The sequence below is a fragment of the Pseudomonas sp. AL03 genome, assembly GCF_029960815.1.
Lineage (GTDB): Bacteria > Pseudomonadota > Gammaproteobacteria > Pseudomonadales > Pseudomonadaceae > Aquipseudomonas.
This window is the reverse complement of the sequence record NZ_JASBRE010000011.1, coordinates 147,419-169,332: the sequence shown is the minus strand read 5'-3', so window position 1 is coordinate 169,332 and position 21,914 is coordinate 147,419. Positions and strand designations below refer to the sequence as shown.

The window sequence follows — 21,914 nt, the reverse complement described above, 5'->3', positions numbered from 1 at the left end:
ATCGGATTTTCGGTGAACCTCGGCTTGGACTCAAATGCTTAAGTGAACAGCATTAGGCCTTACAAGCCGGGCTTTTTCGTGCGTCGCGACGCCAGCAATTGACCCTAGCCGGTACAGGTGCAGACCTTGGCCGCGTCACTTCAGCATTACTTGCCTCTATTTCTGACTTTTCGATTTCTCAAATATGCCTCGATTATGCCGACAAACCATTTAAATCCCGGGCTCTGCAGGTCAGTTAAAAGATAATTCGCCTGGATGCGCTGGGTCGCACGTTTCATCAGTAATGCTTGATCTGGACTAAGCCAACGGTGATTGACCGGTCGCTCTCATTTCGCGGTGGCCGTCTTGAACTTGGTCCAGGTTCGCATGCGCGCCCGCATGTCAGACTGGGGAATGTCCTTGCCAGGAATCAGCCGTGCGTAAGTAGCCTCATCGATGTAAATGTCCGGGTTGTCGCGCATTGTCGTATCGACGCTCGGACGTGCCTTGGCATCGCATAGGCGTAATCCGGATGTTTAGCGTCGACAGGAATCGCCATGGTATCCATCCACACCGTGGTGCCTTCACGAGGGATGCGGTACTGGAACGTGGTGTTCTTGCCTGCGGAATCCGCCGTCCGTTGCGCCTGAGTCATATCCCCGCTGTAACCGAGCGACAGGCACAGGTTGCCGTTCAGCAGGTCAGTCACCGGCTGCGACTGGAACTTGCGAATGTACGGCCGGGCGCCCTTCGCAGCCGCCTCACGCACCAGTTGCTCGGCCTGATCGAGGTTGTGTGGCAAGTCCCAGGTGCAGGGCATCTGGGTTGTAGCGATGGTCAGAAGCGTCATGGCATCAGCCCTCCACCGGCCAGGCGGGCTGTTGCTGGGTGATGCAATGCACTCCGCCACCGCCATGCGCCAAGTGATTGATTCGAACCGGCACCACTTCGCGCCCGGCAAACGCCTTGGCCAATACGGCGGCAGCCTTTTCGTCGGCCGCAATGCCGTAGGCCGGCATGATGATCGCGTCGTTGGCGATGTAGAAATTGGTGTACGAGGCGCAGAACACTTCAGCCTCGGTGTCCACGGCATCGGTGGCTTCATACAATTCGATCAGCTCGAACCGTCGGCCCTGGGCATCGGTGGCCAACTCCAGCGCACGACGGTTTTCGCGGGCCACTTCGGCATACACCGATTGCTGGTCGTGGGTGGCGTCTACCAGCAAAACCCCAGGACGGGCGAATGCGCACACGCCATCGACATGGCCGTCAGTCATATCGCCGGTCACATAGTCCGGATCGCCTGGCAGCCAGATCGTCTTTTTCACACCCAGCAGACGCGTGAAGATTTCCTCTATTTCAGCCTTATTCATGCCCGGGTTGCGATTGGGGTTGAGCAATACCGATTCGGTGGTGATCAGCGTGCCTTCGCCGTCCACATGGATGGCCCCGCCTTCATTACGCAGCGCGGTACCAAAGCACTCCACGCCCAAGTGAGTGAGTGCTCGACGCGCCAGGCTTTCGTCCAGGTGGTGGGCCGACTTGCCGCCCCACGCATTGAAGCGCCAGCTCACCCCTGCCAGGCCTTGTTGCGGATGGCAGACGAAGCTCGGACCCGAGTCCCGGCACCAGCTGTCGTTCACCGCCAGCTCGATCAATTCGATGTTCGGCCCACATAACGCTTTGGCGCTGACAACAGCAGAAGGATCGACGACCAGTTTCACCGGTTCGAAACGGGCGATGGCGTTGGCCACGCGAGCGAAGTCCTCTTGCACCAGTGGCAACGTCACGCCCCAACCGGACTCCCAGAGTGCTTTGTTGTGTGGCCAGACCATCCAGGTGGCGACATGCCTCACCCACTCGGCCGGCATCATCCAACCACTGTTTCGAACTGCAGTCTGCTGTATGACATGCTGCATGATAAAAAGCCCTTTAAGTTAAGTCATTGTGTTCAATGAAAACTGCTTGGGTGGTCCTGGCATGCATGCTACGGCCGTAAATACAGGCAAACAAACGATGGATTTTGCAGACAAATGATTAGAGGAACTTATCGATATGCTCAAGCATTGGCCGCCACTCAGCACCCTTCGCGGCTTTGAAGCCGCCGCCCGGCTGGGCAGCTTCCACAAGGCGGCCGCCGAGTTGCACCTCACCCAATCGGCGATCAGTCAGCAGATCCGCAGCCTTGAGGCGTACCTTGAACAACCCTTGTTCTTTCGCAGTGGACGCAGCGTCAGCCTGACCGATGCCGGTCACGATTTGCTCAGCACCACCCAGGCGATGCTGCAACAACTTGCCGTCGGCATTCGCCGCCTGGGGCAGTACCAAAAACCCAACCAACTGGTCCTCAACACCACACCGGCGTTCGCCCGCCACTGGCTTCTGCCGCGTTTGGGGGATTTTCGCCGCGAGCATCCGGACGTTGATCTATGGATTTTCAGTACCGATGAAGTCCCGGACATGACCACCCAGACTATCGACCTCGCGGTGCGCGATGACATCAGTTCCCAAGCCGAGTGCAGCTTCAAGGTGCTGCACGCCGACCGCCTCTATCCGGCGTGTCACCCGAACCTGTTGGCGTTGCCACGCGAACAGCGAACAACCCTTCACGGCGAGCGGGAAATGGACTGGAGTCACTGGGCGGTGGAGGCTGGCATTGATGTCGGTCAGAAAGATCAGGGGCTGAATTTTTCCGACCCCGGCCTTCTGCTGGACGCCGCGTGCGCAGGGCTCGGTATCGCTCTGGTCAGCCAATTATTGAGTCGACAGGCACGCGCCAATGGCGTGTTGCAACCCTTGGTGGAGCAAACCATTCGTGGTCCGAACTGGGCCATGCTGACCCATCGTGACAGTGAGAATAATGCGCTGGCGCGAAGCTTCAGTGCGTGGCTGCTGAGTAACCTGGAAGATCGCCTGTAACGTCCGCTGGTCGAGGCAGTCTTGATCTGTAGATTCAACATGACTATCTTTGAGTCTATGGATTCACGATGAGGTATTGAACATGGCCGTTGCCCTTCAGGAACAAGCCTTTACCAAGAGCCAGTGTGTGACGGGCCTGCGCGCCGCTGTCGGCATCCTCGAAAAATGGGGTGCGTCCAGCGATCAGGCCTGCCGCATCCTGCGCATTTCACGCAGCACCTACACCCGCGCCCGGCAGCGTGATCCCGACTGGGCTGTGACTCTGGACTCGGACCAGATGCAGCGCATCAGTTTTGTGCTCAACATCCACGCCGCGCTGCGCCTGGTTTTCGATAACCCGGAGAACGTCTACGGCTTCCCGTCGATGACCAACGACAACGAGTTTTTCAATGGGCGTAGCCCGCTTGAGATCATGTCTCAGGGCGATATGATTTCTTTGTATGAAACCTTTCGGCGCATTGACGTGCTGCGTGGTGCGCAATGGTAAAGGTGAACGAGATGGCAGAACGTGCCGGAGAGCAGTTACAGGCCTATCGACTGGTCAACTCAAAGTTTCCACCGATCGCGATGTTTGATGACGTTGCGGACGCGGATGAGTTTGAGGTGCTGTATCAGATACAGGCGCTGACAAATCCCAGGCTGAAAAATGAAGTGGGTCATCTTGAGTTGATTCCCCGTGATCAGATCCCTTTCGGCATTCCTGGCTGCTCTTACGCGACAGCGCCTTTTACCCACGTCAACCCGGCAGGTTCGCGGTTCAGCGATGGCAGTTTTGGGGTGTTGTACCTGGCGGATTCCATGGAAACGGCGCTGGCCGAGGTGCGGCATCACCAGAGTTTGTATTGGTCGAATGTCCCCAGCCTGAACTATGAGCGGTTCGTTTTTCGGGGACTGTCCTGCTCCTTCGTGGACGTGGCGATGAAAGATGCTGCAGCCATTGCGATGACTGATCCTGTCTACGCGCCTGACGATTACACGCACTCCCGTCACCTGGGGAAATCCATCAAAAAAGCGGGTTGTCCCGGCATTCGTTACAACTCCGTGCGCATGCAAGGTAGTTACTGCTGGGCGCTGATGACACCGAGACCGGTTTTATCAATCATTCAAGCAGCGCATTACGAGATGATCTGGAATGGGCAGGTGACCAGTGTCAGTGAGATCAGCGAAGCCTGATCGTCGGTTTTTGCAGTTAACGCTTTCGCCCCCACCTCTGCTCACCCGGTTGTCGCTGAAGGCGGCTCGGATCGTCTGATTGAAAGTAGCGTTGCATGAATGAAAGATTTGGTTCACATTTTTGAGGATGACCAAGGTATGTCCAGGATCGATACCTCCTGGTTCGAAAGGAAGTTTTTAGATTATTGAGCGCTATCACCGTCCTCGCCAAGAGGAGGCCTAATGAAGATTCTAACCACATGCAAGGGTGTTTTTATTCCTCTGGTGCTGTGCGTGGCTGTGCTCCTGGCCTTTGTGATTTCCTGCAGTACATTGCCGAGGATTGTGCCCGACATGGCTCGCGCGCCCTCTGCGCCCGTGCAACTCGACGGAGTACATGGACCTCTGTCAGCCGAGCGCAGCAAAGCCATTCTCGACCGACTTAAGTCCACCGGCGCAGAAACCAACATCTTCGATGTGCACCTCGCAATCGAAGAATCCATCACCGGTAGCCCGCTAACGGAAGGAAACAAAGTCGACTTGCTGCAGGACGGCCCCACCACCTACCAGTCGATGATCAAAGCCGTGGAGGCTGCGCGCGACCACATCAATATGGAGACCTACATCCTCGACGATGATGAAGTCGGCCAGCGCTTCGCCGCCGCATTGATCGCTCAGCAACAAAAAGGCGTACAGGTCAATCTGATCCGTGACAGCGTCGGAACCCTTGGAACACCATCAGCGTTTTTTTCTCGATTGACCGACGCGGGCATCAAGGTGCTGGAGTACAACCCAATCAATCCGGTGACGGCCAAAGTGGGCTGGGACGTGAACCAGCGCGACCACCGAAAGCTGCTGATAGTGGATGGCCGTATTGCCTTTCTCGGCGGGATCAACATCAGCAGCGTCTATTCGGGGGGCTCGTTCAGCTCTCACTCGAAGACTCGCCCAAATGGTGATTTGACTTGGCGCGATACCGACTTGCGCGTCGAGGGGCCCGTGGTTGCGGAACTGCAGAAGCTGTTCATCGGAACCTGGACTACCCAGAAAGGTGAACCACTCGCGGCTCGCCACTACTTTCCGCCACCTGAGCGCAAAGGCAGCGAGGTGGTGCGCGCCATCGGCAGCTCACCAGATGAGCCGTTTAGCCTGATCTATGCCACGCTGATTTCGGCGTTGCATAGCGCGCAGACCGAGATATGGCTGACTAACGCCTACTTTGTGCCCGATCCTCAGTTGCTGGCGGCACTCAAGGAGGCGGCAGCGCGTGGAGTCGACGTCAAGCTGGTGCTGCCTAGCAGCACCGATTCGTGGCTGGTGCTCCATGCCGGACGCGCCTACTACAGCGAGTTGCTGAAGGCCAACGTCAAGATTTACGAACGCCGTGACGCGCTACTCCACGTCAAGACTGCAGTAATCGATGGCGTGTGGTCGAGTGTCGGCTCCACCAACTTCGACTGGCGCAGCTTCCTGCACAACGATGAAGTTAACGTCGTTGTGCTGGGCACCGGGTTTGGAAAAAAGATGCAGGCGGCATTCATGGCTGATCTGGCCAAGTCGAACGAAATCAAGCTGGAAAAGTGGCAGCGTCGCTCGCTCGCTGTGAGAGCCAAAGAGCAGATGGCGCGACTCTGGGAATACTGGCTATAAGTCAAGTGGTGCGCCTTGAAAACTCGCAATGTCGCCCTGGACCACAGGTTGTGTCAGTTAACTTGACTACCGGACTCGACAAAGTGGTTTTCAGGGCATCGACAGGTCCGAGCGGTCGGCAGAAGTCGGCTATCGGATTGCTCAAAGTGCTTGCGGACGGGGACTGGCAACGCTAGCGGTGAGGCATCTGATCCAGGAGGCGCAGTTGCATTGGAACCTTAAACAACGGGTTGCCAACGTATACGCTGGAAATATCGGCTCGGCAAAAATACTCAAACGGTGTGGCTTCTTGATCGAACATATATCTCGGCAAGAAGGGACAGAGCACGAATATCGGTTTGGCCTTTCGATTTAGATGAGTGAATGATTGGCCAATACGAAACGCACCAATGGCTTTAACCGCTTGATACCGGCTCAAGTTTGCGCAGCGGCTTGGCCGGGTCGTACAAAACACTGCTCGGTCACCGTTGCGCCCCATTGCTGCCCTTCATCGGCTCCATACCCAACAACTACACCCCGGAGCACACCCTCATGAAACGCCAAATCCTCCTCAGCATCGCTTTCTCGGTTTTTGCAGTTAACGCTTTCGCCGCTACCTCTGCTCACCCGGTTGTCGCTGAAGGCGGCTCGGATCGTCTGATCGAAAACCGCGCTGCATAAATGAATAGCGTGACCGCAGTACGCAACGAAAAGCCCGGCCTGAACAGCCGGGCTTTTTCGTGCGTAAAATAAATCAATCCCCACTTAATGCCTCTGCCGCACCTGTGATACATAACACCTGATTGTGAGTCCCGTACCCAATGAGGTTTGCCGATGCCCCGTTCCCCACGCTTACCGCAACTGCTGACCTGCGCCGTCCTCGGTTTACTCGCCTGCAGCGCACGAGCCAGCGCGCCCTCCCCGGCGCCCGATAGCTTGCAACCGTTGCTGGTGACGTTGAACGAGCGCCTGAGCATGGGCGATCTCGTGGCGCTGACCAAGTGGGACAGTGGCAGACCGATCCAGGACAGTGCCCGGGAAACGCAAGTCATCGCCAACGCCAGGAAGATAGCCGTTGACCGTAAACTGGACCCGGACGAAGTGGCCGAATTGATCGCGGCACAGATAGAAGCCAGCAAGCTGGTGCAGTACGGACTGATCGCTCATTGGCGAGCGGCTGGCAAAGCGCCTGACACGCCAAGGCCGGACCTCGCCAATCAAATCCGGCCCCAGCTGGATGCGTTGCAAAACCGTCTGTTGCAGCAATACGCTGACTTCGCGCCTTATCGCCATGACCCGGAATGCGCGAACTGGCTGGCCAAAGAACGATCCGGCCTGATCAAGGATAGTCTGCATGGTCAGGCACTGATACGCGCCACCGGGGAGTTGTGCGTCGCCGATCTATGAGTGTTTGCAAAACAACAAAAATACAGGAGTTGAAAATGTCTGAACTGAAACTGCATCCCAACGCTGCAGAATCCCTGAACCAATGGCATGAAATGATCAGCAAGGGTGACTTGAGCGCCTTGCCCGGTTTGTTGGACCCACAGGCGATATTCCGCTCGCCGATGGCTCACACGCCTTACCCGGGAGCGGCCGTGGTATCGATGATTCTCAACACGGTCATCGAGGTATTTGAGGATTTTGTCTACCACCGGGAGCTGTCGACGGCCGACGGGTTGAACGTCGTCCTGGAATTCAGCGCCAAAGTCGGCGGAAAAGAGCTGAAGGGCATCGACATGATCCGCTTCAACGAACAAGGAAAAATCATTGAGTTTGAGGTGATGGTCCGTCCCTTGAGTGGCCTGCAAGCCTTGGGCGAGCAAATGGGACAACGCCTTGGCGCTTACCTGGCGGCCAGCAAAGCCTGATGACCCCGGCTTGGTGTTAAATAGAACGCGTAAAGCCGCGCAACGAGAACACCGATGAATACCCATTTTGAGACAAGTGATGCCCCTGAGCCCAAGACCCAGTGCGATGAAAACATTCACCCCCTCCCCCATCAGCCGCCGGTGGTAACAGCATGATCGAGGTCACCGAGGTTTCCATTGCCGAACTGCGTGCCGCGCTCGAGTCTGGCCGAACCACTGCGGTTGAGCTTGTCCAGGCCTACCTCGCCAGGATCGATGCCTACGACGGACCCGACACGCCCACCGCCCTCAACGCGGTGGTGGTTCGAAACACCGAGGCGCTCAACGAGGCGCAGGCGTCCGATGCCCGGAGGGCCAAAGGCGAGACGCTGGGTCCGCTCGATGGCATTCCCTACACGGCCAAGGACAGTTATCTGGTCAAGGGGCTCACCGCCGCCTCTGGAAGTCCCGCGTTCGCGAACCTGATTGCTTATCGCGATGCGTTCACGATCGAACGGCTTCGCGCCGCTGGCGCGATCTGCCTGGGCAAGACCAATATGCCGCCCATGGCAAATGGCGGCATGCAGCGCGGGGTCTACGGCCGTGCGGAAAGCCCATACAACGGTGACTATCTCACCGCTCCTTTCGCATCAGGCTCATCGAACGGCGCCGGTACAGCCACCGCCGCCAGTTTTGCGGCATTCGGCCTCGCGGAAGAAACCTGGTCGAGCGGTCGCGGTCCTGCCTCGAACAATGGTTTGTGCGCCTATACGCCTTCGCGCGGGGTGATCTCGGTGCGCGGGAACTGGCCGTTGACGCCGACGATGGACGTTGTCGTGCCGTATGCCAGAACCATGGCCGACCTCCTCGAGGTGCTCGACGTGGTGGTGGCGGATGATCCCGACACACGGGGCGACCTGTGGCGGATGCAACCCTGGGTGCCGATTCCGAGTGTCGCCTCGGTGCGTCCCGCCTCCTATGGGTCGCTTGCCGCGGATACTGATGCGCTCGCCGGAAAGCGATTTGGCGTTCCCCGCATGTACATCAACGCGGATCCGGATGCCGGTACGAGCGATACGCCTGGCATCGGTGGTCCGACGGGGCAGCGAATCATCACTCGTCCTTCCGTGATCGGGCTCTGGGAAGCCGCTCGCAAGGCACTCGAAACCTTGGGTGCCGAAGTCGTCGAAGTCGATTTCCCGTTGGTCTCCAATTGCGAAGGTGATCGTCCCGGTGCGCCGACCGTGTTTACTCGAGGCCTGGTGTCCAAAGAGTTCCTTCACCATGAGTTGTGGGACCTGTCGGCCTGGGCGTTCGATGATTTTCTGCGGGCCAATGGAGATCCCACGTTGAACCGTCTGGCCGATGTCGACGGACCGCTGATTTTCCCGCACGATCCGGGCACTCTCCCCAACCGGGAGGACGACCTTGCCGCGGGCATGGACGAGTACGTGAAGATGGCCGAACGCGGCATTACACCGTGGGACCAGATCGCCACATTGCCTGACGGGCTGCGCGGACTTGAAAAGACACGTCGAATCGATCTTGAGGACTGGATGGATCGGCTGGGGCTCGATGCGGTGATATTCCCGACCGTGGCCGATGTTGGGCCAGCGAATGCCGATGTCGACCCGAAGTCTGCGGATATCGCGTGGAGCAACGGCGTATGGGTCGCCAACGGCAATCTCGCCATCCGGCACCTGGGTGTTCCCACGGTCACCGTGCCGATGGGCGTCATGCCGGACATCGGCATGCCCGTCGGGCTGACCTTTGCCGGTCGTGCCTATGACGATTCGGCGCTGCTGCGCTTGGCGTCGGCGTTCGAGTCAGTTGGGACAAAACGATTAATCCCGCCTCTCACCCCACCATTGCCGGGTGGTAAAAAATAGCCATGGCGGGACTGGGGCATTACACGCTCTAATCCCGCCCACTAACGGCAAAGCAGGCCAACGACGCAGGAGTTCATATAGTCACTGCGTTTCGTCTACCCTCACAAAGCGCCCTTCAGCAATCAGCGTGTGCCTAGCGCAGCGACATTTTTGCGCTAATGAAACGGAGAACTTACATGCTCAAGCGTACCCTGGCATTGGCCATCGGCTTAACCCTGTCTTGTTGTACCCTGCTGACGCAGGCCGCCGACACCCTGAAAGTCAGCGCCATTCCTGATGAAGCGCCTACCGAACTGCTCCGCAAGTTCAAGCCCCTTGGCGCTTATCTGGAACAACAAACAGGCATGAAGGTCGAGTTCGTGCCAGTGACCGACTATCCGGCCGTGGTAGAGGCGCTGGCCACCGACCGAATCGACCTTGCCTGGCTGGGCGGCTTCACGTTCGTGCAGACACGCCTGAAAACCGGCAATGCCATTCCGTTGGTACAGCGCGAACAAGACGCCCAGTTCACCAGCAAGTTCATCACCGCCGACCCAACCATCAAGTCCCTCGCCGATCTCAAGGGCAAGACCTTCGCCTTCGGTTCGGTGTCATCCACTTCAGGCAGTCTCATGCCGCGCTATTTCATGCTGAAGGACGGCATCAAACCGGAAACGTACTTTAGTCGCGTGGGCTACTCCGGTGCCCATGACGCCACCGTCGCCTGGGTCCAGGCCGGTAAGGTGGACGCCGGGGTGCTGAACGCCAGCGTGTGGGAAAAACTGGTCGCCGCCGGCAAGGTCGACACCACCAAGGTCAGAGTGTTTGCGACCACCCCGGCCTACTACGACTACAACTGGACGGTGCGCGGGACCCTCGACCCGGCGCTGGCGGCCAAGATAAAGGCCGCCTTTCTTGCGCTCGATCCGGCGAACCCGAAGGACAAGGAGATTCTGGATCTGCAGGCCGCCAGCCGCTTCATCGAAACCAAGCCTGAAAACTACAAGGGTATCGAGGAAGCCGCACGCGCCGCCGACCTGCTCAAATGACGTTGCGTCTGACCCAGGTCAACCTTACCCACGCCAACGGCGTCCAGGCGCTGCGTGGCGTGGACCTGCACATCGGTGAAAGCGAACAGGTCGCCATCATCGGCCCGTCAGGCGCGGGTAAGTCGAGCCTGCTCAACCTGCTGGCCACCGCCCTGCGACCGGACAACGGCCAGCTGCAGGTGCTCGGCGAACGAGCCTGGCAGCTTTCTGCCCGTCAGCGTCAGCGTCTGCGCGCTCGCATCGGTCTGATACATCAATCGCCCCCCTTGCCACCGCGCCTGCGCGTGGTCACCGCGGTTCTGGCCGGAAAGCTTGGCCAGTGGGGTCTTGGCAAGAGCCTGCTGAACCTGCTGCACCCATTGGATATTCCGGGCGCACGCGCGGCATTGGCCAGGCTGGACCTGAGTGACAAGTTGTTCGCGCAATGCCAGCAGCTGTCCGGTGGACAGCTACAGCGCGTGGGCATTGCCCGCGTGTTGTATCAAGCCCCCGAAGTGTTGCTGGCCGATGAGCCGGTATCGGCCATGGACCCGGTGCTCGCCGAGCACACGCTTTCGGTGCTCTGCCGCCATGCCCGGGAGCAGAACGTCACCCTGGTCGCCAGCCTGCATGCGGTGGAACTGGCCCTGGTGCATTTTTCGCGGATCATCGGCCTGCGTGATGGACAGATCCTGTTCGACCTACCGGCCGGCGCTGTCGACCGCGAGCTGCTCGACAAGCTCTACGCCAACGAACAGCTGCAAGCCTCGCCCATTCCTCCGGCACCCATGAGTGTGCAGATTCCCCGATGCTGACGCGCGATACCCGAGACCCCGCCACCCGCCCCCGTCTATTGCTCAGCCTGCTGGCGCTTGCCCTGCTGTGGCCGGGCATCCGCTTCAGCGAGTTGGACCTCAGTGTATTGCTGGCGAGTGACAGTCAGAGCGAGATCGGCAAGTTTGTATCAGCCTTCTGGCCACCGGCCCATGACGAGGCGTTCATTGAGCTGTTGTTGCAAGCCACCCTGCAGACCCTGGCCATCGCCACGGCCGGCATGGCCCTGGCGTTGCTCTTGGCAGTCCCCGCCAGCCTGTTGGCCAGCCGGGCTCTGTCGCTGTCGGCTGCGTCCCGTGCCGGCCATCCGAGCTATTGGGGCCAGCTGCTGCGTTGGCCGGTACGCGGTTTACTGATCTTCCTGCGCAGCGTGCCGGAAATCGTCTGGGCCCTGCTGTTCGTGCGTGCCGTCGGCCTCGGCCCGACTGCCGGGGTCCTGGCGATTGCCATTACCTACAGCGGCATGCTGGGCAAGGTCTACGCAGAAATTTTCGAGTCGGTTGATCAGCGCCCGGTCCACGCGCTGCTGCAGGCCGGCAGTGGTCGGCTCGGGGCGTTTTGCTACGGGATCCTGCCCAATGTCGCTGCGGAGCTGCTGTCGTACACGGTGTACCGCTGGGAATGCGCCATCCGCGCCTCGGTGGTGATGGGCTTCGTCGGCGCCGGCGGTCTGGGCCAGCAAATGGATTTGTCGCTGCGCATGTTTGCCGGCGGTGAAGTGGCCAGTTTGTTATTGACCTTCCTCGTCCTGGTGCTGCTCGCCGATCAACTCAGCCGCCTGCTGCGTTGGAGGCTGGCATGAATCGCCTGTTCAACCTGGTGTTGGTCCTGTGCATCGGCGCAGCGGTCGCCGCCTCGTTCACCTATCTGGGCATCGACCTCACCGAACTGGGTGACACCGGCAATTTGAACCAGATGGGTGCCTATGCGCAGCGTTTTCTCAGTCCGGACCTGAGCACTGGTCATCTGCAAGCCATCGGCCATGGCGCCCTGGAAACCATCGCCATGTCCGCCCTTGGCACCCTGCTCGCGGCGGTGCTCGGTCTGCTATTGGCACTCCCCGCGGCCGGGCGATTCGGCTGGCCGCTGCAGAGCGCGTCGCGCCTCGTACTCAACGCCCTGCGCGCGATTCCGGAACTGGTGTGGGCCGCGTTGATGGTCCTTGCCGCCGGGCTCGGCCCGAATGCCGGCACCCTGGCATTAGCCCTGCACACCACCGGCGTGCTCGGCCGCCTGTTCGCCGAAGCGCTGGAAAACACCCCACCCGAACCGGCCGAAGCTATCCGCCTGCAGGGCGCCAATGCCGTGTGGGCTTTCTGTTACGGCACACTGCCCAATCTATTGCCACAGCTGCTGGCCTACATCCTGTACCGCTGGGAGAACAACATCCGCATGGCCAGCGTGCTCGGCTTCGTCGGCGCGGGTGGTTTGGGGCAGATGCTCTATGTCAGCCTCAGCCTGTTCCAGGAAGCTCAAGCCAGCACTATTATTTTGGCCATGCTGTTATTGGTGTTGGCCGTCGATACGCTGAGCAGCTGGAGCCGCCAACGCTGGGTCAAGGCCTGAGGATTGAACGCCAACGCCGACGGAAAAGCGTCGAAGGGAATCTTTCGGAGAGACGCGACGCCCATTCCCTGGTGCGTCTGGTGGGAATCTTGCGGGCTATGTCCACAAAGGGGGTGACGATCAGGCTATAGAGCGTCAGGTAACGGTCGTGATCCTGTTCGCCGGTGCCGAACTTAAGGGGCTCGGGCGTCGAGTGTGTGACGTAGAGCGTACCGAACATCCAGTCCCAGACTGACAGGTTGGTACCGAAGTTCCTGTTGAAGTGTCGGGGCGCGTCACTGTGGTGAATCTGATGTTGCGCGGGGCTGTTCAGCACATGCTCGACCACGGGCCCAAATGAGAGCCAGACATGGCTGTGACGCAGGTTGGCCGCCAATGAATTGAGGATGAAAACCATATAGGTCACGCCGAACAAGGTATACCGGCTGATCTCCCCGCCACAGGCGTACCAAAAGACCCCGGCATAGGCGCCGAGGCAGACAGTGTCTATCAGTTTTTCGACAATTTTTTCCACAAAGTGAATCCGGCTTGCCGTCGCCGGTACCAGGACGAGCGCGGAATGATGGACGTTGTGGAACGCCCACAGATACCGGGAATGAAAGGCACGGTGGACCCAGTAATGGATGAAGTCTTGCACCAGAAACACGCCCAGCCCGTAGAGCAAGGAGAGTGAGAGGTTCTCCCCCACCTGCACGCGAGCGCCCCAAAGATGGGTGAAAAACGAGATGTAGTCGCCGGAGCGCAGGACGTACGGGTCAACCAGGCCAACAATCGGCAGCACCAGCGCGACTTTCAGGATGGCCCGCACGAAGTAGTACCGGTAATCCAGCAACGCCGAGCGATGAAAATGAACCCGGCGTCCGCCGATGAACTGCCCGAAAGAACGTGCGTCGGTCAGCCCGCGAGACTGTCTGAATCGGTAAAGGCCGTAGGCGATGCTGTAGGACAAGCAGAGAAACACGATGCCGAAGCGGCCGTTCAGATCGAAAATGCCAAAAAACTGGTCCGTGACAGGCCCGATCACCCACTTGATCAGGTAGTCATATAGAAGCGCGAAAACATCCATGAACGGCTGCCCTCTGTAAAAGGGGGGGGATTGTAAATCAGATCGGAACCACCGCGTGTTCCGCGCCTGACGAATGTCGCAAAGTCCTATTGCGACTGAAACGTCTGAAGGTACGCCAACAGATTTTCGATCTTTTCCGAATCGCTTAGCCCCCAGAAAATCATGCGAGTGCCGGGTATCACTGCTTTGGGATCTTCGAGGTACGCGGTCAGCGTTTCGCGGGTCCAGACAATGCCGGCTGATTTCATGGCATCGGAATAGTGGTAATCCTTGGTGCTGCCCGAAGCGCGTCCAAAAATGCCGTTGAGCTGCGGACCAAAAGAACCCCGTGCCGACTCCCCGACTTGATGGCAGCCACCGCATATCCGCTTGAACAGTGTCGCACCCGCTTCGGCATCGCCGGCCGCTGGTGCTTGCGTGCTGAATAGCCCCGTACTGAGTACCAGGGCGAAGGTGAGTACAGCCGCTTTCTGCATGTTTCTGCTCCCATTCATGTGTGGCTTGGCGCGAGTGAATCAACTCGCGCTCGGTTGAAACTTCTTCCTGTCAGCCGCCGGCAGCAAACCCACTCGCTGCCGGAAAAGTCTACGGAACGAATTGCCGTCTTCAGGGCTGGCGAACATGTCCAGGTCGAAATTCTCGGCATGCTTCACCCAGATCATGGGGATAGGCCGCGGGTGACGGCGTACGTCGAGCCAACCGAACGGTAAAATAATCGCCTCTGTGAGTAAGGGTCTGCAAGGTCCTGCCGATAACGACAAGGCGTCACGCTCGTTTGCCGCCGTTTTATGGACCCGAAAGCCTTAGCAGGGACTTTACATGCGCCACCTCAGACACCTTACTTCCCCTCTGAATCAGCAAAAGATCGCTGGCGTCACCTTCCATTTCGATCCGTCTGACCAGAACGAACTGGTGGCTGTGCTTCAGCGTTTTTTTGCCAAGCCGGATCAACATGCCTTGCTGGATATTCCCGAGGAAACCCGCAGCGTGTTCCTGCTCGAAGGTGAGCGCAAATGGGTGTTGAAACACAACCGCCTGATCCACTGGAAAAAGCAACTGCAGAATTTCCTGGGCCTCAAGCGTGTGTTCGGGCTGCATGACCTGACCAACGAATTCATCAATCTGTCGGTGGTGTCCGCCAAGTCAGAATCGTCGCCGAGAGTGGCCGCATTCGGCCATGTCGGACGATTTCCGTTTCTCAAAGAAGAGTATTTGCTGGTCAGCTTTTTCGACAACCATTGCAGTGTCGATGACCGGCTGATCGCCCAACCCGAACAGGCGCAAACGCTGCTGTTGGACATCTTCCAATTGTTTGGGCAGACGCTGGTCGAGGGGTTTGTTCACATGGACCCGCACCCCAAGAACATCCTGATTGGCCCGGATGGCAGGCTGCGCCTGATCGATTTCGAATGCTTAGCGCATTCGGTGCTGGATCACGACTTCAGCCTGGGGTTTCTGCTGGGTTACTTCTATCGTTTCTGGTTCAACACGTTCATTTCGGTTGAACACTACAACGAGTGCTGTGAACGCTACCTGAAGCATCAGCACCCGCCATTGAACCGGGAAGTTTTCCAGGCGGTGTATGCGCGCTTTCGCGACCGTGATGTGTCACGGAGCACGCGTTACCGCATCCTCACGTGCCCCAAGGCCCAAGCTGCATTCCTGCACGCGCTGAGGTAACCGGCAGCGGTTGGCTCAGCCTTGCTTCAAATCGAGGCAGTAGGTGTAGTAACCCGTATCGCGCACATAGCCCAAGGATTCGTACAAGCGTTGCGCGCCGACGTTGTCCGTGGCCGTTTCCAGCACCATGCCTTTGGCGCCGGTCAACAGCGCAAAGGCTCGCGCGGTGTTCATCAGCAACCTGCCTACCCCTTGCCCTCGGGCGGCAGGTGTTGTGAAGAGGTCGCCGAGCAGCCATGTGCGGTGTGCGTCGATGGAGGAGAACGTCGGGAACAACTGGACGAAACCCAGCGCCTCGCCGCTGGGAGCCTGGGCGAAGAAGATCGCGGATTCGTCCCGGGCGATGCGCTCGGCGATAAACGCGCGAGACTGCGCCAGGTTCGGTGGCTGGCCGTAGAAGCCTCGATAGGCGTCGAAGAGGCTGGTGATTTTATCGATGTGGGATGCGTCGGCGCGTAGGGCCTGGATGTCCATGGATGTCGTCTCCGTACGAAAGCTGTCGAAAGCGCCTGAGGCTGATCAGCCTGGAAGTCTAGCACCGGGTATTCAATTGTCCCGGACTGACTGGACAGCAAGCGCTGAAGTCCTGGCCAGCGGGTAGTAGAGGATGCCCGGCACCACCAGACCCACAATCCACGAAATATCGACACCGCCGAGTTGCGCGACCATCGGCCCGGAGTAGAAGTGAGTATCGACGAAGGGCAACTGGATCAATACACCGAGGACATACACGCTGATCCCGCGCATGTTCCAGCGGCCATAACGACCCGCCGGGTCAGACAGTGCCGCAATGTCATAGCGCTCCTTGTTGATGAAGTAGTAATCCACCAGATTGATCGCGCTCCACGGCGTGAAGAAGGTCAGCAAAAACAGAATGAAATACTTGAAGGCGTTGAGAAACGAGTGCTGGCCCAGCAGCGCGAGCGTGGTGGACGCCGCGACAATCACCAACACAAACACCATGCGCTGCCTGGCGGAGATCTCGAGACGACTGCGAAAGCCACTGATGATCGTGGCCACGCACATGAAGCTGCCATAAGCGTTGAGCGTGGACACCGTGACCTTGCCGAACACCACGCTCAAGTACAGCAGGGACGCCATCACACCGGTGCTGCCCAACCCGACGATAGTCGCCACTTCGTGACCGCGGAAATTCGCACCGGCCAACGCCGCCGCGAACACCCCCAGCACCATCGACGCCTGGGCGCCCAGCACCGTTCCAAGCCCAACGGCAGCAAACGTCTTCCAAGACGAGGTCTTGCTCGGCAGGTAGCGTGAGTAGTCAGCCACATAAGGGCCAAAGGCGATCTGCCAGGACGCGGAAAGGGATACTGCCAGCAGGAAAGTGCTCCAGCCGAAGTGGCGGTTCTCCAGCAACAGGCCGATATCGTTGAGCGTCATCAACCGGGTAAACAGATAGACGAAGGCAATGATGCCCAGCACGCTGGCCACCCTGCCGACCAGGTGGATAACCCGGTAACCGAAGATCGTCAGAAACGCGATGCAGGTGGCAAAAATCAGGATGCCGGCGCTGTCGCTGACAGGGATCAACTGGGCAATGGCCTGCCCTGACAGTACCGCGCCGGTGGCGCTGAAACCGAGGTACATCAGGCACACCAGCACAATCGGGATGGCCGCCCCATAGACCCCGAACTGCACACGACTGGAGATCATCTGCGGCAGCCCGAGCTTCGGCCCTTGTGCCGCGTGCAGGGCAACCACCGCACCGCCGAGCACCTGGCCGATCAGCAAGCCAATGAGTGACCAGAACACATCGCCGCCCAGCACCACGGCCAAGGCGCCGGTGACGATCGCCGTGATCTGCAGGTTGGCGCCGAGCCACAGAGTGAACTGGCTGTAGAGGCTGCCATGACGCTCGGCCTCGGGAATGTAATCGATCGAACGTGTCTCGATCAGGGGACTTCGCTGCTGACTATCGCTGACCTTGGTCATTTACGGTGTTCTCTTCTTATGGGTAGGCGCTAAATGCCAATCAGTGAATTGATTTGAGCGACGACTCACTCTTTGTAGCAGCTGGCGCAGCCTGCGTTCGGCTGCGAAGCAGTCGTAAAATCAGAACACGCGATATGTCAGGTAGACCGCATATATCGGATCGACGACTGCTCCGCAGCCGAACGCAGGCTGCGCCAGCTGCTACAGATCGCATTACGGCTTAACTGACGGGCATTGGGGCTGACTGTTGCTTTTATTGTTGTTCAGTCACGGCGACTTGAGCCGGCCGCTGATCAAGACCCACGAACGGCGCCTTGGCCCACACGACCTTGCCGCCGACCACGGTCATCAGCACCTCGTTGCGTGCCAGCTCATCCTCGGGCACTTGCATGAAGTTCTTGTCCAGGACGATCACGTCGGCGAACTTGCCGACCTCGACCGAACCGACAACAGCGTCCAGTTTCAACTGCTCGGCCGCGTTCATGGTGATGGTGCGCAGCACTTCAGTGCGCGACAGCGCCGGGTCGGCATTCAGCCTGCCCGCATACTTGGGACCGTAGCTGTGCGGGTTCAGTGGATCGCCTGAGCGGGTGACCCCGACCTTCAGTGCGAGGAATTCGTCGAGCGGGTCGACGGGCCAGTCGCTGCCATACGCAACACGCCCGCCGGCACGAGCGATGCTGCCGGATGGCTCCATACGGGCAAAGCGCGCAGGCCCGAGATGATCGCTGGTGCCGTCGACCGTGGACGGCGCCTGCTGCGCCCACTGGAAGGACATGTTGGCGGTCACGTCGAGCGCCTTGAAGCGCGCATAGTCGGCGGGGTCCACCGACTCGTTGTGCGTAATGGCTGGGCGGAAGCCATTGCCCGGCAGTTGCTGGCGCACGTATTCGATGCCGTTCAGTGAGTCACGCACCGCTCGGTCTCCGGTGGCATGAAGGTGCGGATCGAGGCCGGCCTGGACGGCCTTCAGCAGCAGAGAGTTGAGCACTTGCGGCGGGAAATACAGCTCACCGACATTCTTGCCTGACGTCCATTTGGGCGCTGCATCGGTTCCGGCATTGCGCAGGTACGGCGTCAACATCGCACCCGTGTCCGCCGGCGCGTTGATGATGCCATCCATGAATAATTTGACGTGACGCATGCTCACGCCCGGCGCGGGTTTCGCATCGCCCTGGTCGTAAGTCGTGGCCAACGCCTTGGCCTCGGCGATGGTTTTCGCCGGGTCTGCAGCCGCGGCGGCAGGGTCCAGTTTGATCGCCAGCAAGGCCCGGGCGGTCAGCTCGCCCGACTGCTGCAAGGCGGTGAAAGCTTTGCCATTTTCAGGCCCCGACAGGGCATCGAAGAAACTGGTGATGCCTTGCTGGCGCAGGGCGTCGAGCGCCGCACGGGTCTGCTTGAGTTTTTCTGCGTCGGTGGCTGGCGGAACCACCGAGGCCATGGCATCGGCAGCGCCGTCTTCGCAAATGCCGGTCGGGTTGCCGGCGCTGTCGCGCACATACTTGCCATCACCGGGATTGGCCGTGTGCTTGCTGATGCCAGCCACTTCCAGGCCGCGAGAGTTGGTCAGCACGGTATGGAAATCAGTGGACCGAACCTGAATCGGTCGATCGGTCTTGAGCGCATCCAGCGTCGATTTGTCCGGGTCGCCGTCAAGTCCGTCCATGCCCATGCGATCCCAACTGCCCACTTCCAGCCAGACATCGGGGCCTTTGCCCTTGTCGGCATCCAGGCACGCCTGAATGGTTTCCTGGAAAACCTTGCGGGTCATCGTCTGATATTTCAGGTCGCACAGCGTCATGGCGCGGCCGCCGTCCCCCGGATGCATGTGTGCATCGATGAAGCCCGGCATCACCATGCGTCCCGCCAGATCGATCAGCTGCGTCTGCTTGCCGATGTACGAAGAAACGCCTTCATCGCTGCCGACATAAACGATCTTCCCGCCCGAGACGGCGATCGCCTGCTGCACGGAATTCTGGCCGTCGACGGTGTAGACATAGCCGTTGCGCATCACCCTGTCAGCGGGTGTCGAACCCTGCGTCTGACACCCCACCAGTGCCATGCAGGAAAATGCCGTTGTCACGCCAACGGCGATAAATAGCCTGGAAAATTTCAAATGCCTCACCTCTGTTTTTATAGTTTTAGAAGTGCCCGAACAGACTGCCGTGCAAACCCCTGATATGCAGGGCATACCCTATAGAGCACGGCGCTCGGATGGACCTCCACAAATGAGGAGGGGTAAGGCGATTAGTTGGAAATACCGCGGGTTAATCGCGGCGCGTTGCGTCCGCAAGCGAGGTCGAAGAACGCAGGACAGAACCCAGTTCCACCTTGCTCTTCACACCGAGCAGCAAGTAGCAATTGCGCAGATAAGTGCGCACTGTCGCAGGGCTCAAGGCAAGGATCTTGGCAATTTCCTTATAGGAATGGCCCGCCGCGAACAGCCTCGCGGCAGTGCGCTCGCGAGGCGCCAGCACCGCCCCGCGCGACTGTGTTTCGAGCGACAGAACGACATGCTCGGCGTTAGGGATCAGTGTCAGTGCGCAGCGACCCAGGCGCATGACGCAAGGTGCCTTTTGCAGCTGCGCGATCACATCAAAGGGAAGCATTGAACCACTCCACCCAGGCAACTCGCGCTGAATGGTGGCGCACAGCCTTGCTCCCACGTACAGCAAACTGCCGTCCATACGCGCGACCCCGAAGTCAGTCGCCCCGTTGCCCGTATCGAAGCGGATCATGTCCTGCACCTGAAAGCGCCACAGCTGCAACAGATGGTCGCAGAACGCCGAAAACAACCCGGCTTCGCTGTCATTGAACGCCGCAGCATCACTGCCACGGTAGAGACAGACAAAGAACATCAAGCCGCTTTCGGGCAACTCGAGGGTGATGCACATCAGGTGGTAGAGGTCGTGGCGCCGAGCGAACGCATCCACGTTTTCATCCGGGTCGGTGAACCCGCTGTCGCGCACGACCTCGCCGGGTTGGCTCAAGGTGTCATGGGAGAATTTGTCGCTGCCCGCACTCTTGTGCCATTCGGCGGCAAACGACTCCGGCAGATTGATTCGTCCGTGCATCCAGCTTTTGGGCGGAGCATCGGCGCCTGATGCGGACATCTCGCCCCACCAGGCTGACGCGAAGGGCACCAACTGATGGAAGGCTTGCAGGCCGTCAGCGATGAATTGGGAGGCGCCGCGATCTCGGGCAAGACGACCCAGCTGGAGCACGCACAGATTGAATGCTTTCAGCGTTGCCATCGACGTATTGCCGCCAACTTCGTCACCCTCCTCCATTGATGTGATCCTGATTGCTACGTGGCGTATTAATTTGACGATGCCATAGGCTCGGTTATGGCGTCCAGCGCGATACAGCTATCCAGATAAAACCTTCGCCGGATTGAGAACTGAGTATGCTTGGTAGCCTCTGAATCCCCATTGAAAAGGAGTTCGAATGAAAACGGATTGGCAGCAAATTCGAGAAATGATGAACACTGTCATCGACAGCTGTGAGCAGATCGAAGCGGCAGGTTACTGCGAAGAACATCGCGCCGCGACCGTGGCTATCAAAGGCGTCGATTACTCCGTTCAGGAGTTCTTGATCAGTGCCTGGACACTGCCTGAGAACATTCGCTATCAGATTATTCGTGAGCGGCATGAGGCCGGGAGTAACCTCCCTTACGTACCGGAAGCAGCTCGTATTCTGGTTGCCATGGCGCAGGCTGGCGCAGAGTTGGTCGGGGCTTACGACGTTGCTCCCGCCAAGAAAGCCATTGAAGGGATGAATCATTGGTACAAAACGTAGGCGGTGCCTCATGTGACGACAGCTATTAAGCGCGTAAAGAACCAACCTGACGCGTAGCGCAGAACCAGTGCCGATAAAGTGCTGGCAACTCTACGTGATGTGGTGAGCGCTTTTTTGACTGAGCTGATCGAGATTTTCGGGGCAGCGTAAGCGTTAACCGGCGCGAGCCCCCCACAATTATCGGCTCAAGGCATCAAGTCCAGCGGTAACGTCTCGTCTTTCGCTCGCTCGTCGTACCAACGCTTCAATGACTCAGGCAAGCGACCTTGCCAGCCCGGTACGTTGGTGTAGTAACGAGCCCTTTCAGCTGATGTTGTCAGCGCATTGATTGCGTTGTTTCAGCCACTGGCGTTGATCCGCCTTCAGCGCCTTGGGATCGGCGACCTCAGGCAGCGTCGAACTCCAGAGTGCGCCCAGTTTTCGGTCAAGATCCGAGGTGTAGGGGTCCGCACAGATGGCTTTTTCGCTGACGTTGGCGGCGCTGTCGAAGTTGAAGCTGCTGGCGTGGGCAGCTGCGGACAAGAAGACAGGCATCAACAGGAAAGCGTAAGGGGTCTTGAAACGAGAAAACGTTGAGGGCATCGACAGATTC

The 21,914-nt window shown here is 58.9% G+C and carries 21 protein-coding genes and 3 pseudogenes; 15 read left to right on the top strand and 9 right to left on the bottom strand.

The window, feature by feature from the left end; genetic code table 11:
• Positions 1–326: 326 nt before the first annotated feature.
• Positions 327–721, bottom strand: a pseudogene (locus tag QK293_RS13490) (ABC transporter substrate-binding protein); the annotation flags it as partial.
• Between the two features lie 112 nt (positions 722–833).
• Complete coding sequence (locus tag QK293_RS13485) at positions 834–1,886, bottom strand: agmatine deiminase family protein (RefSeq protein WP_282377757.1); 1,053 nt, start codon at positions 1,884–1,886, stop codon at positions 834–836.
• 148 nt (positions 1,887–2,034) lie between these two features.
• On the opposite strand from QK293_RS13485, the gene QK293_RS13480 reads away from it, so the two are divergent.
• The 13 genes and pseudogenes from QK293_RS13480 (at position 2,035) to phnE (ending at position 12,825) form a co-directional block, all read left to right on the top strand.
• Positions 2,035–2,898: a LysR substrate-binding domain-containing protein gene (locus QK293_RS13480; protein WP_282377751.1), complete on the top strand. Its 864-nt coding sequence runs from the start codon at positions 2,035–2,037 to the stop codon at positions 2,896–2,898.
• 82 nt (positions 2,899–2,980) lie between these two features.
• Positions 2,981–3,385: an antitoxin Xre-like helix-turn-helix domain-containing protein gene (locus QK293_RS13475; RefSeq protein ID WP_282377750.1), complete on the top strand. Its 405-nt coding sequence runs from the start codon at positions 2,981–2,983 to the stop codon at positions 3,383–3,385.
• On the top strand, positions 3,379–4,071 hold the full coding sequence (locus QK293_RS13470; RefSeq protein WP_282377749.1) for an RES family NAD+ phosphorylase: 693 nt from the start codon (positions 3,379–3,381) through the stop codon (positions 4,069–4,071). Before QK293_RS13475 ends, QK293_RS13470 begins: the two co-directional genes overlap by 7 nt.
• Positions 4,072–4,293: 222 nt before the next feature.
• Positions 4,294–5,700, top strand: a complete 1,407-nt coding sequence (gene cls, locus QK293_RS13465) for a cardiolipin synthase (RefSeq protein ID WP_282377748.1) — start codon at positions 4,294–4,296, stop codon at positions 5,698–5,700.
• Positions 5,701–5,791: 91 nt separating this feature from the next.
• Positions 5,792–6,055, top strand: a pseudogene (locus tag QK293_RS13460) (GNAT family N-acetyltransferase); the annotation flags it as partial.
• Positions 6,056–6,231: 176 nt separating this feature from the next.
• Positions 6,232–6,357, top strand: a pseudogene (locus QK293_RS13455) (phage infection protein); the annotation flags it as partial.
• Between the two features lie 156 nt (positions 6,358–6,513).
• Positions 6,514–7,086 carry a chorismate mutase gene (locus QK293_RS13450; RefSeq protein ID WP_282377747.1) on the top strand — a complete coding sequence of 191 codons (573 nt, stop codon included), beginning with the start codon at positions 6,514–6,516 and terminating at the stop codon, positions 7,084–7,086.
• A gap of 35 nt (positions 7,087–7,121) precedes the next feature.
• A complete protein-coding gene (locus tag QK293_RS13445; protein ID WP_282377746.1) occupies positions 7,122–7,550 on the top strand; it encodes a nuclear transport factor 2 family protein in 429 nt (142 codons plus the stop codon).
• A 152-nt stretch (positions 7,551–7,702) separates the two neighbouring features.
• A complete protein-coding gene (locus QK293_RS13440; RefSeq protein ID WP_282377745.1) occupies positions 7,703–9,418 on the top strand; it encodes an amidase in 1,716 nt (571 codons plus the stop codon).
• A gap of 176 nt (positions 9,419–9,594) precedes the next feature.
• A complete protein-coding gene (locus QK293_RS13435) occupies positions 9,595–10,446 on the top strand; it encodes a putative selenate ABC transporter substrate-binding protein (protein ID WP_282377744.1) in 852 nt (283 codons plus the stop codon).
• Complete coding sequence (locus QK293_RS13430; RefSeq protein WP_282377743.1) at positions 10,443–11,240, top strand: ATP-binding cassette domain-containing protein; 798 nt, start codon at positions 10,443–10,445, stop codon at positions 11,238–11,240. The genes QK293_RS13435 and QK293_RS13430 overlap by 4 nt, the downstream gene beginning before the upstream one ends.
• Positions 11,234–12,061 (top strand): ABC transporter permease, encoded by an 828-nt coding sequence (locus QK293_RS13425; RefSeq protein WP_282377742.1) that lies wholly within the window; start codon positions 11,234–11,236, stop codon positions 12,059–12,061. Before QK293_RS13430 ends, QK293_RS13425 begins: the two co-directional genes overlap by 7 nt.
• On the top strand, positions 12,058–12,825 hold the full coding sequence (gene phnE / locus QK293_RS13420; protein WP_282377741.1) for a phosphonate ABC transporter, permease protein PhnE: 768 nt from the start codon (positions 12,058–12,060) through the stop codon (positions 12,823–12,825). Before QK293_RS13425 ends, phnE begins: the two co-directional genes overlap by 4 nt.
• Here the strand turns inward: phnE and QK293_RS13415 are convergent.
• Together QK293_RS13415 and QK293_RS13410 are read right to left on the bottom strand one after the other, a co-directional pair.
• Positions 12,815–13,891 (bottom strand): sterol desaturase family protein, encoded by a 1,077-nt coding sequence (locus QK293_RS13415; RefSeq protein WP_282377740.1) that lies wholly within the window; start codon positions 13,889–13,891, stop codon positions 12,815–12,817. The genes phnE and QK293_RS13415 overlap by 11 nt on opposite strands.
• Before the next feature lie 86 nt (positions 13,892–13,977).
• Positions 13,978–14,367, bottom strand: a complete 390-nt coding sequence (locus tag QK293_RS13410) for a cytochrome c family protein (protein ID WP_282377739.1) — start codon at positions 14,365–14,367, stop codon at positions 13,978–13,980.
• A gap of 343 nt (positions 14,368–14,710) precedes the next feature.
• Here QK293_RS13410 and QK293_RS13405 point away from each other — a divergent pair, with 343 nt between their 5' ends.
• Positions 14,711–15,571, top strand: coding sequence for an AarF/UbiB family protein (locus QK293_RS13405; protein ID WP_282377738.1), 861 nt, complete (start codon positions 14,711–14,713; stop codon positions 15,569–15,571).
• Positions 15,572–15,586: 15 nt separating this feature from the next.
• Here the strand turns inward: QK293_RS13405 and QK293_RS13400 are convergent, their stop codons facing one another.
• From QK293_RS13400 to QK293_RS13385, 4 genes are all read right to left on the bottom strand, one after another.
• Entirely contained in the window at positions 15,587–16,045 is a 459-nt protein-coding gene (locus QK293_RS13400; RefSeq protein ID WP_282377737.1) for a GNAT family N-acetyltransferase, read from the bottom strand.
• A gap of 72 nt (positions 16,046–16,117) precedes the next feature.
• Positions 16,118–17,524 carry a cytosine permease gene (locus QK293_RS13395; RefSeq protein WP_282377736.1) on the bottom strand — a complete coding sequence of 469 codons (1,407 nt, stop codon included), beginning with the start codon at positions 17,522–17,524 and terminating at the stop codon, positions 16,118–16,120.
• Positions 17,525–17,777: 253 nt separating this feature from the next.
• The gene (locus QK293_RS13390) at positions 17,778–19,640 is read right to left on the bottom strand and encodes an amidohydrolase (protein ID WP_282377735.1); all 1,863 of its coding nucleotides are present in this window, start codon (positions 19,638–19,640) and stop codon (positions 17,778–17,780) included.
• Positions 19,641–19,791: 151 nt separating this feature from the next.
• The gene (locus QK293_RS13385) at positions 19,792–20,814 is read right to left on the bottom strand and encodes a helix-turn-helix transcriptional regulator (RefSeq protein WP_282377734.1); all 1,023 of its coding nucleotides are present in this window, start codon (positions 20,812–20,814) and stop codon (positions 19,792–19,794) included.
• A 157-nt stretch (positions 20,815–20,971) separates the two neighbouring features.
• Here QK293_RS13385 and QK293_RS13380 point away from each other — a divergent pair, with 157 nt between their 5' ends.
• Positions 20,972–21,322 carry a hypothetical protein gene (locus QK293_RS13380; RefSeq protein ID WP_282377733.1) on the top strand — a complete coding sequence of 117 codons (351 nt, stop codon included), beginning with the start codon at positions 20,972–20,974 and terminating at the stop codon, positions 21,320–21,322.
• 303 nt (positions 21,323–21,625) lie between these two features.
• On the opposite strand, the gene QK293_RS13375 is transcribed toward QK293_RS13380, so the two are convergent.
• Positions 21,626–21,904, bottom strand: coding sequence for a lysozyme inhibitor LprI family protein (locus QK293_RS13375; RefSeq protein ID WP_282377732.1), 279 nt, complete (start codon positions 21,902–21,904; stop codon positions 21,626–21,628).
• Positions 21,905–21,914: the final 10 nt, after the last annotated feature.

Excerpts from the sequence above, each read along its gene's own strand:
- QK293_RS13470 (WP_282377749.1), top strand. The coding sequence starts at position 3,379 with ATGGTAAAGGTGAACGAGATGGCAGAACGTGCCGGAGAGCAGTTACAG.
- phnE (WP_282377741.1), top strand. The coding sequence starts at position 12,058 with ATGAATCGCCTGTTCAACCTGGTGTTGGTCCTGTGCATCGGCGCAGCG.
- QK293_RS13480 (WP_282377751.1), top strand. The coding sequence starts at position 2,035 with ATGCTCAAGCATTGGCCGCCACTCAGCACCCTTCGCGGCTTTGAAGCC.
- QK293_RS13400 (WP_282377737.1), bottom strand. The coding sequence starts at position 16,045 with ATGGACATCCAGGCCCTACGCGCCGACGCATCCCACATCGATAAAATC.
- QK293_RS13405 (WP_282377738.1), top strand. The coding sequence starts at position 14,711 with ATGCGCCACCTCAGACACCTTACTTCCCCTCTGAATCAGCAAAAGATC.
- QK293_RS13435 (WP_282377744.1), top strand. The coding sequence starts at position 9,595 with ATGCTCAAGCGTACCCTGGCATTGGCCATCGGCTTAACCCTGTCTTGT.
- QK293_RS13385 (WP_282377734.1), bottom strand. The coding sequence starts at position 20,814 with ATGGAGGAGGGTGACGAAGTTGGCGGCAATACGTCGATGGCAACGCTG.
- QK293_RS13395 (WP_282377736.1), bottom strand. The coding sequence starts at position 17,524 with ATGACCAAGGTCAGCGATAGTCAGCAGCGAAGTCCCCTGATCGAGACA.
- cls (WP_282377748.1), top strand. The coding sequence starts at position 4,294 with ATGAAGATTCTAACCACATGCAAGGGTGTTTTTATTCCTCTGGTGCTG.
- QK293_RS13425 (WP_282377742.1), top strand. The coding sequence starts at position 11,234 with ATGCTGACGCGCGATACCCGAGACCCCGCCACCCGCCCCCGTCTATTG.
- QK293_RS13450 (WP_282377747.1), top strand. The coding sequence starts at position 6,514 with ATGCCCCGTTCCCCACGCTTACCGCAACTGCTGACCTGCGCCGTCCTC.
- QK293_RS13415 (WP_282377740.1), bottom strand. The coding sequence starts at position 13,891 with ATGGATGTTTTCGCGCTTCTATATGACTACCTGATCAAGTGGGTGATC.
- QK293_RS13410 (WP_282377739.1), bottom strand. The coding sequence starts at position 14,367 with ATGCAGAAAGCGGCTGTACTCACCTTCGCCCTGGTACTCAGTACGGGG.
- QK293_RS13430 (WP_282377743.1), top strand. The coding sequence starts at position 10,443 with ATGACGTTGCGTCTGACCCAGGTCAACCTTACCCACGCCAACGGCGTC.
- QK293_RS13445 (WP_282377746.1), top strand. The coding sequence starts at position 7,122 with ATGTCTGAACTGAAACTGCATCCCAACGCTGCAGAATCCCTGAACCAA.
- QK293_RS13375 (WP_282377732.1), bottom strand. The coding sequence starts at position 21,904 with ATGCCCTCAACGTTTTCTCGTTTCAAGACCCCTTACGCTTTCCTGTTG.
- QK293_RS13380 (WP_282377733.1), top strand. The coding sequence starts at position 20,972 with ATGAAAACGGATTGGCAGCAAATTCGAGAAATGATGAACACTGTCATC.
- QK293_RS13440 (WP_282377745.1), top strand. The coding sequence starts at position 7,703 with ATGATCGAGGTCACCGAGGTTTCCATTGCCGAACTGCGTGCCGCGCTC.
- QK293_RS13475 (WP_282377750.1), top strand. The coding sequence starts at position 2,981 with ATGGCCGTTGCCCTTCAGGAACAAGCCTTTACCAAGAGCCAGTGTGTG.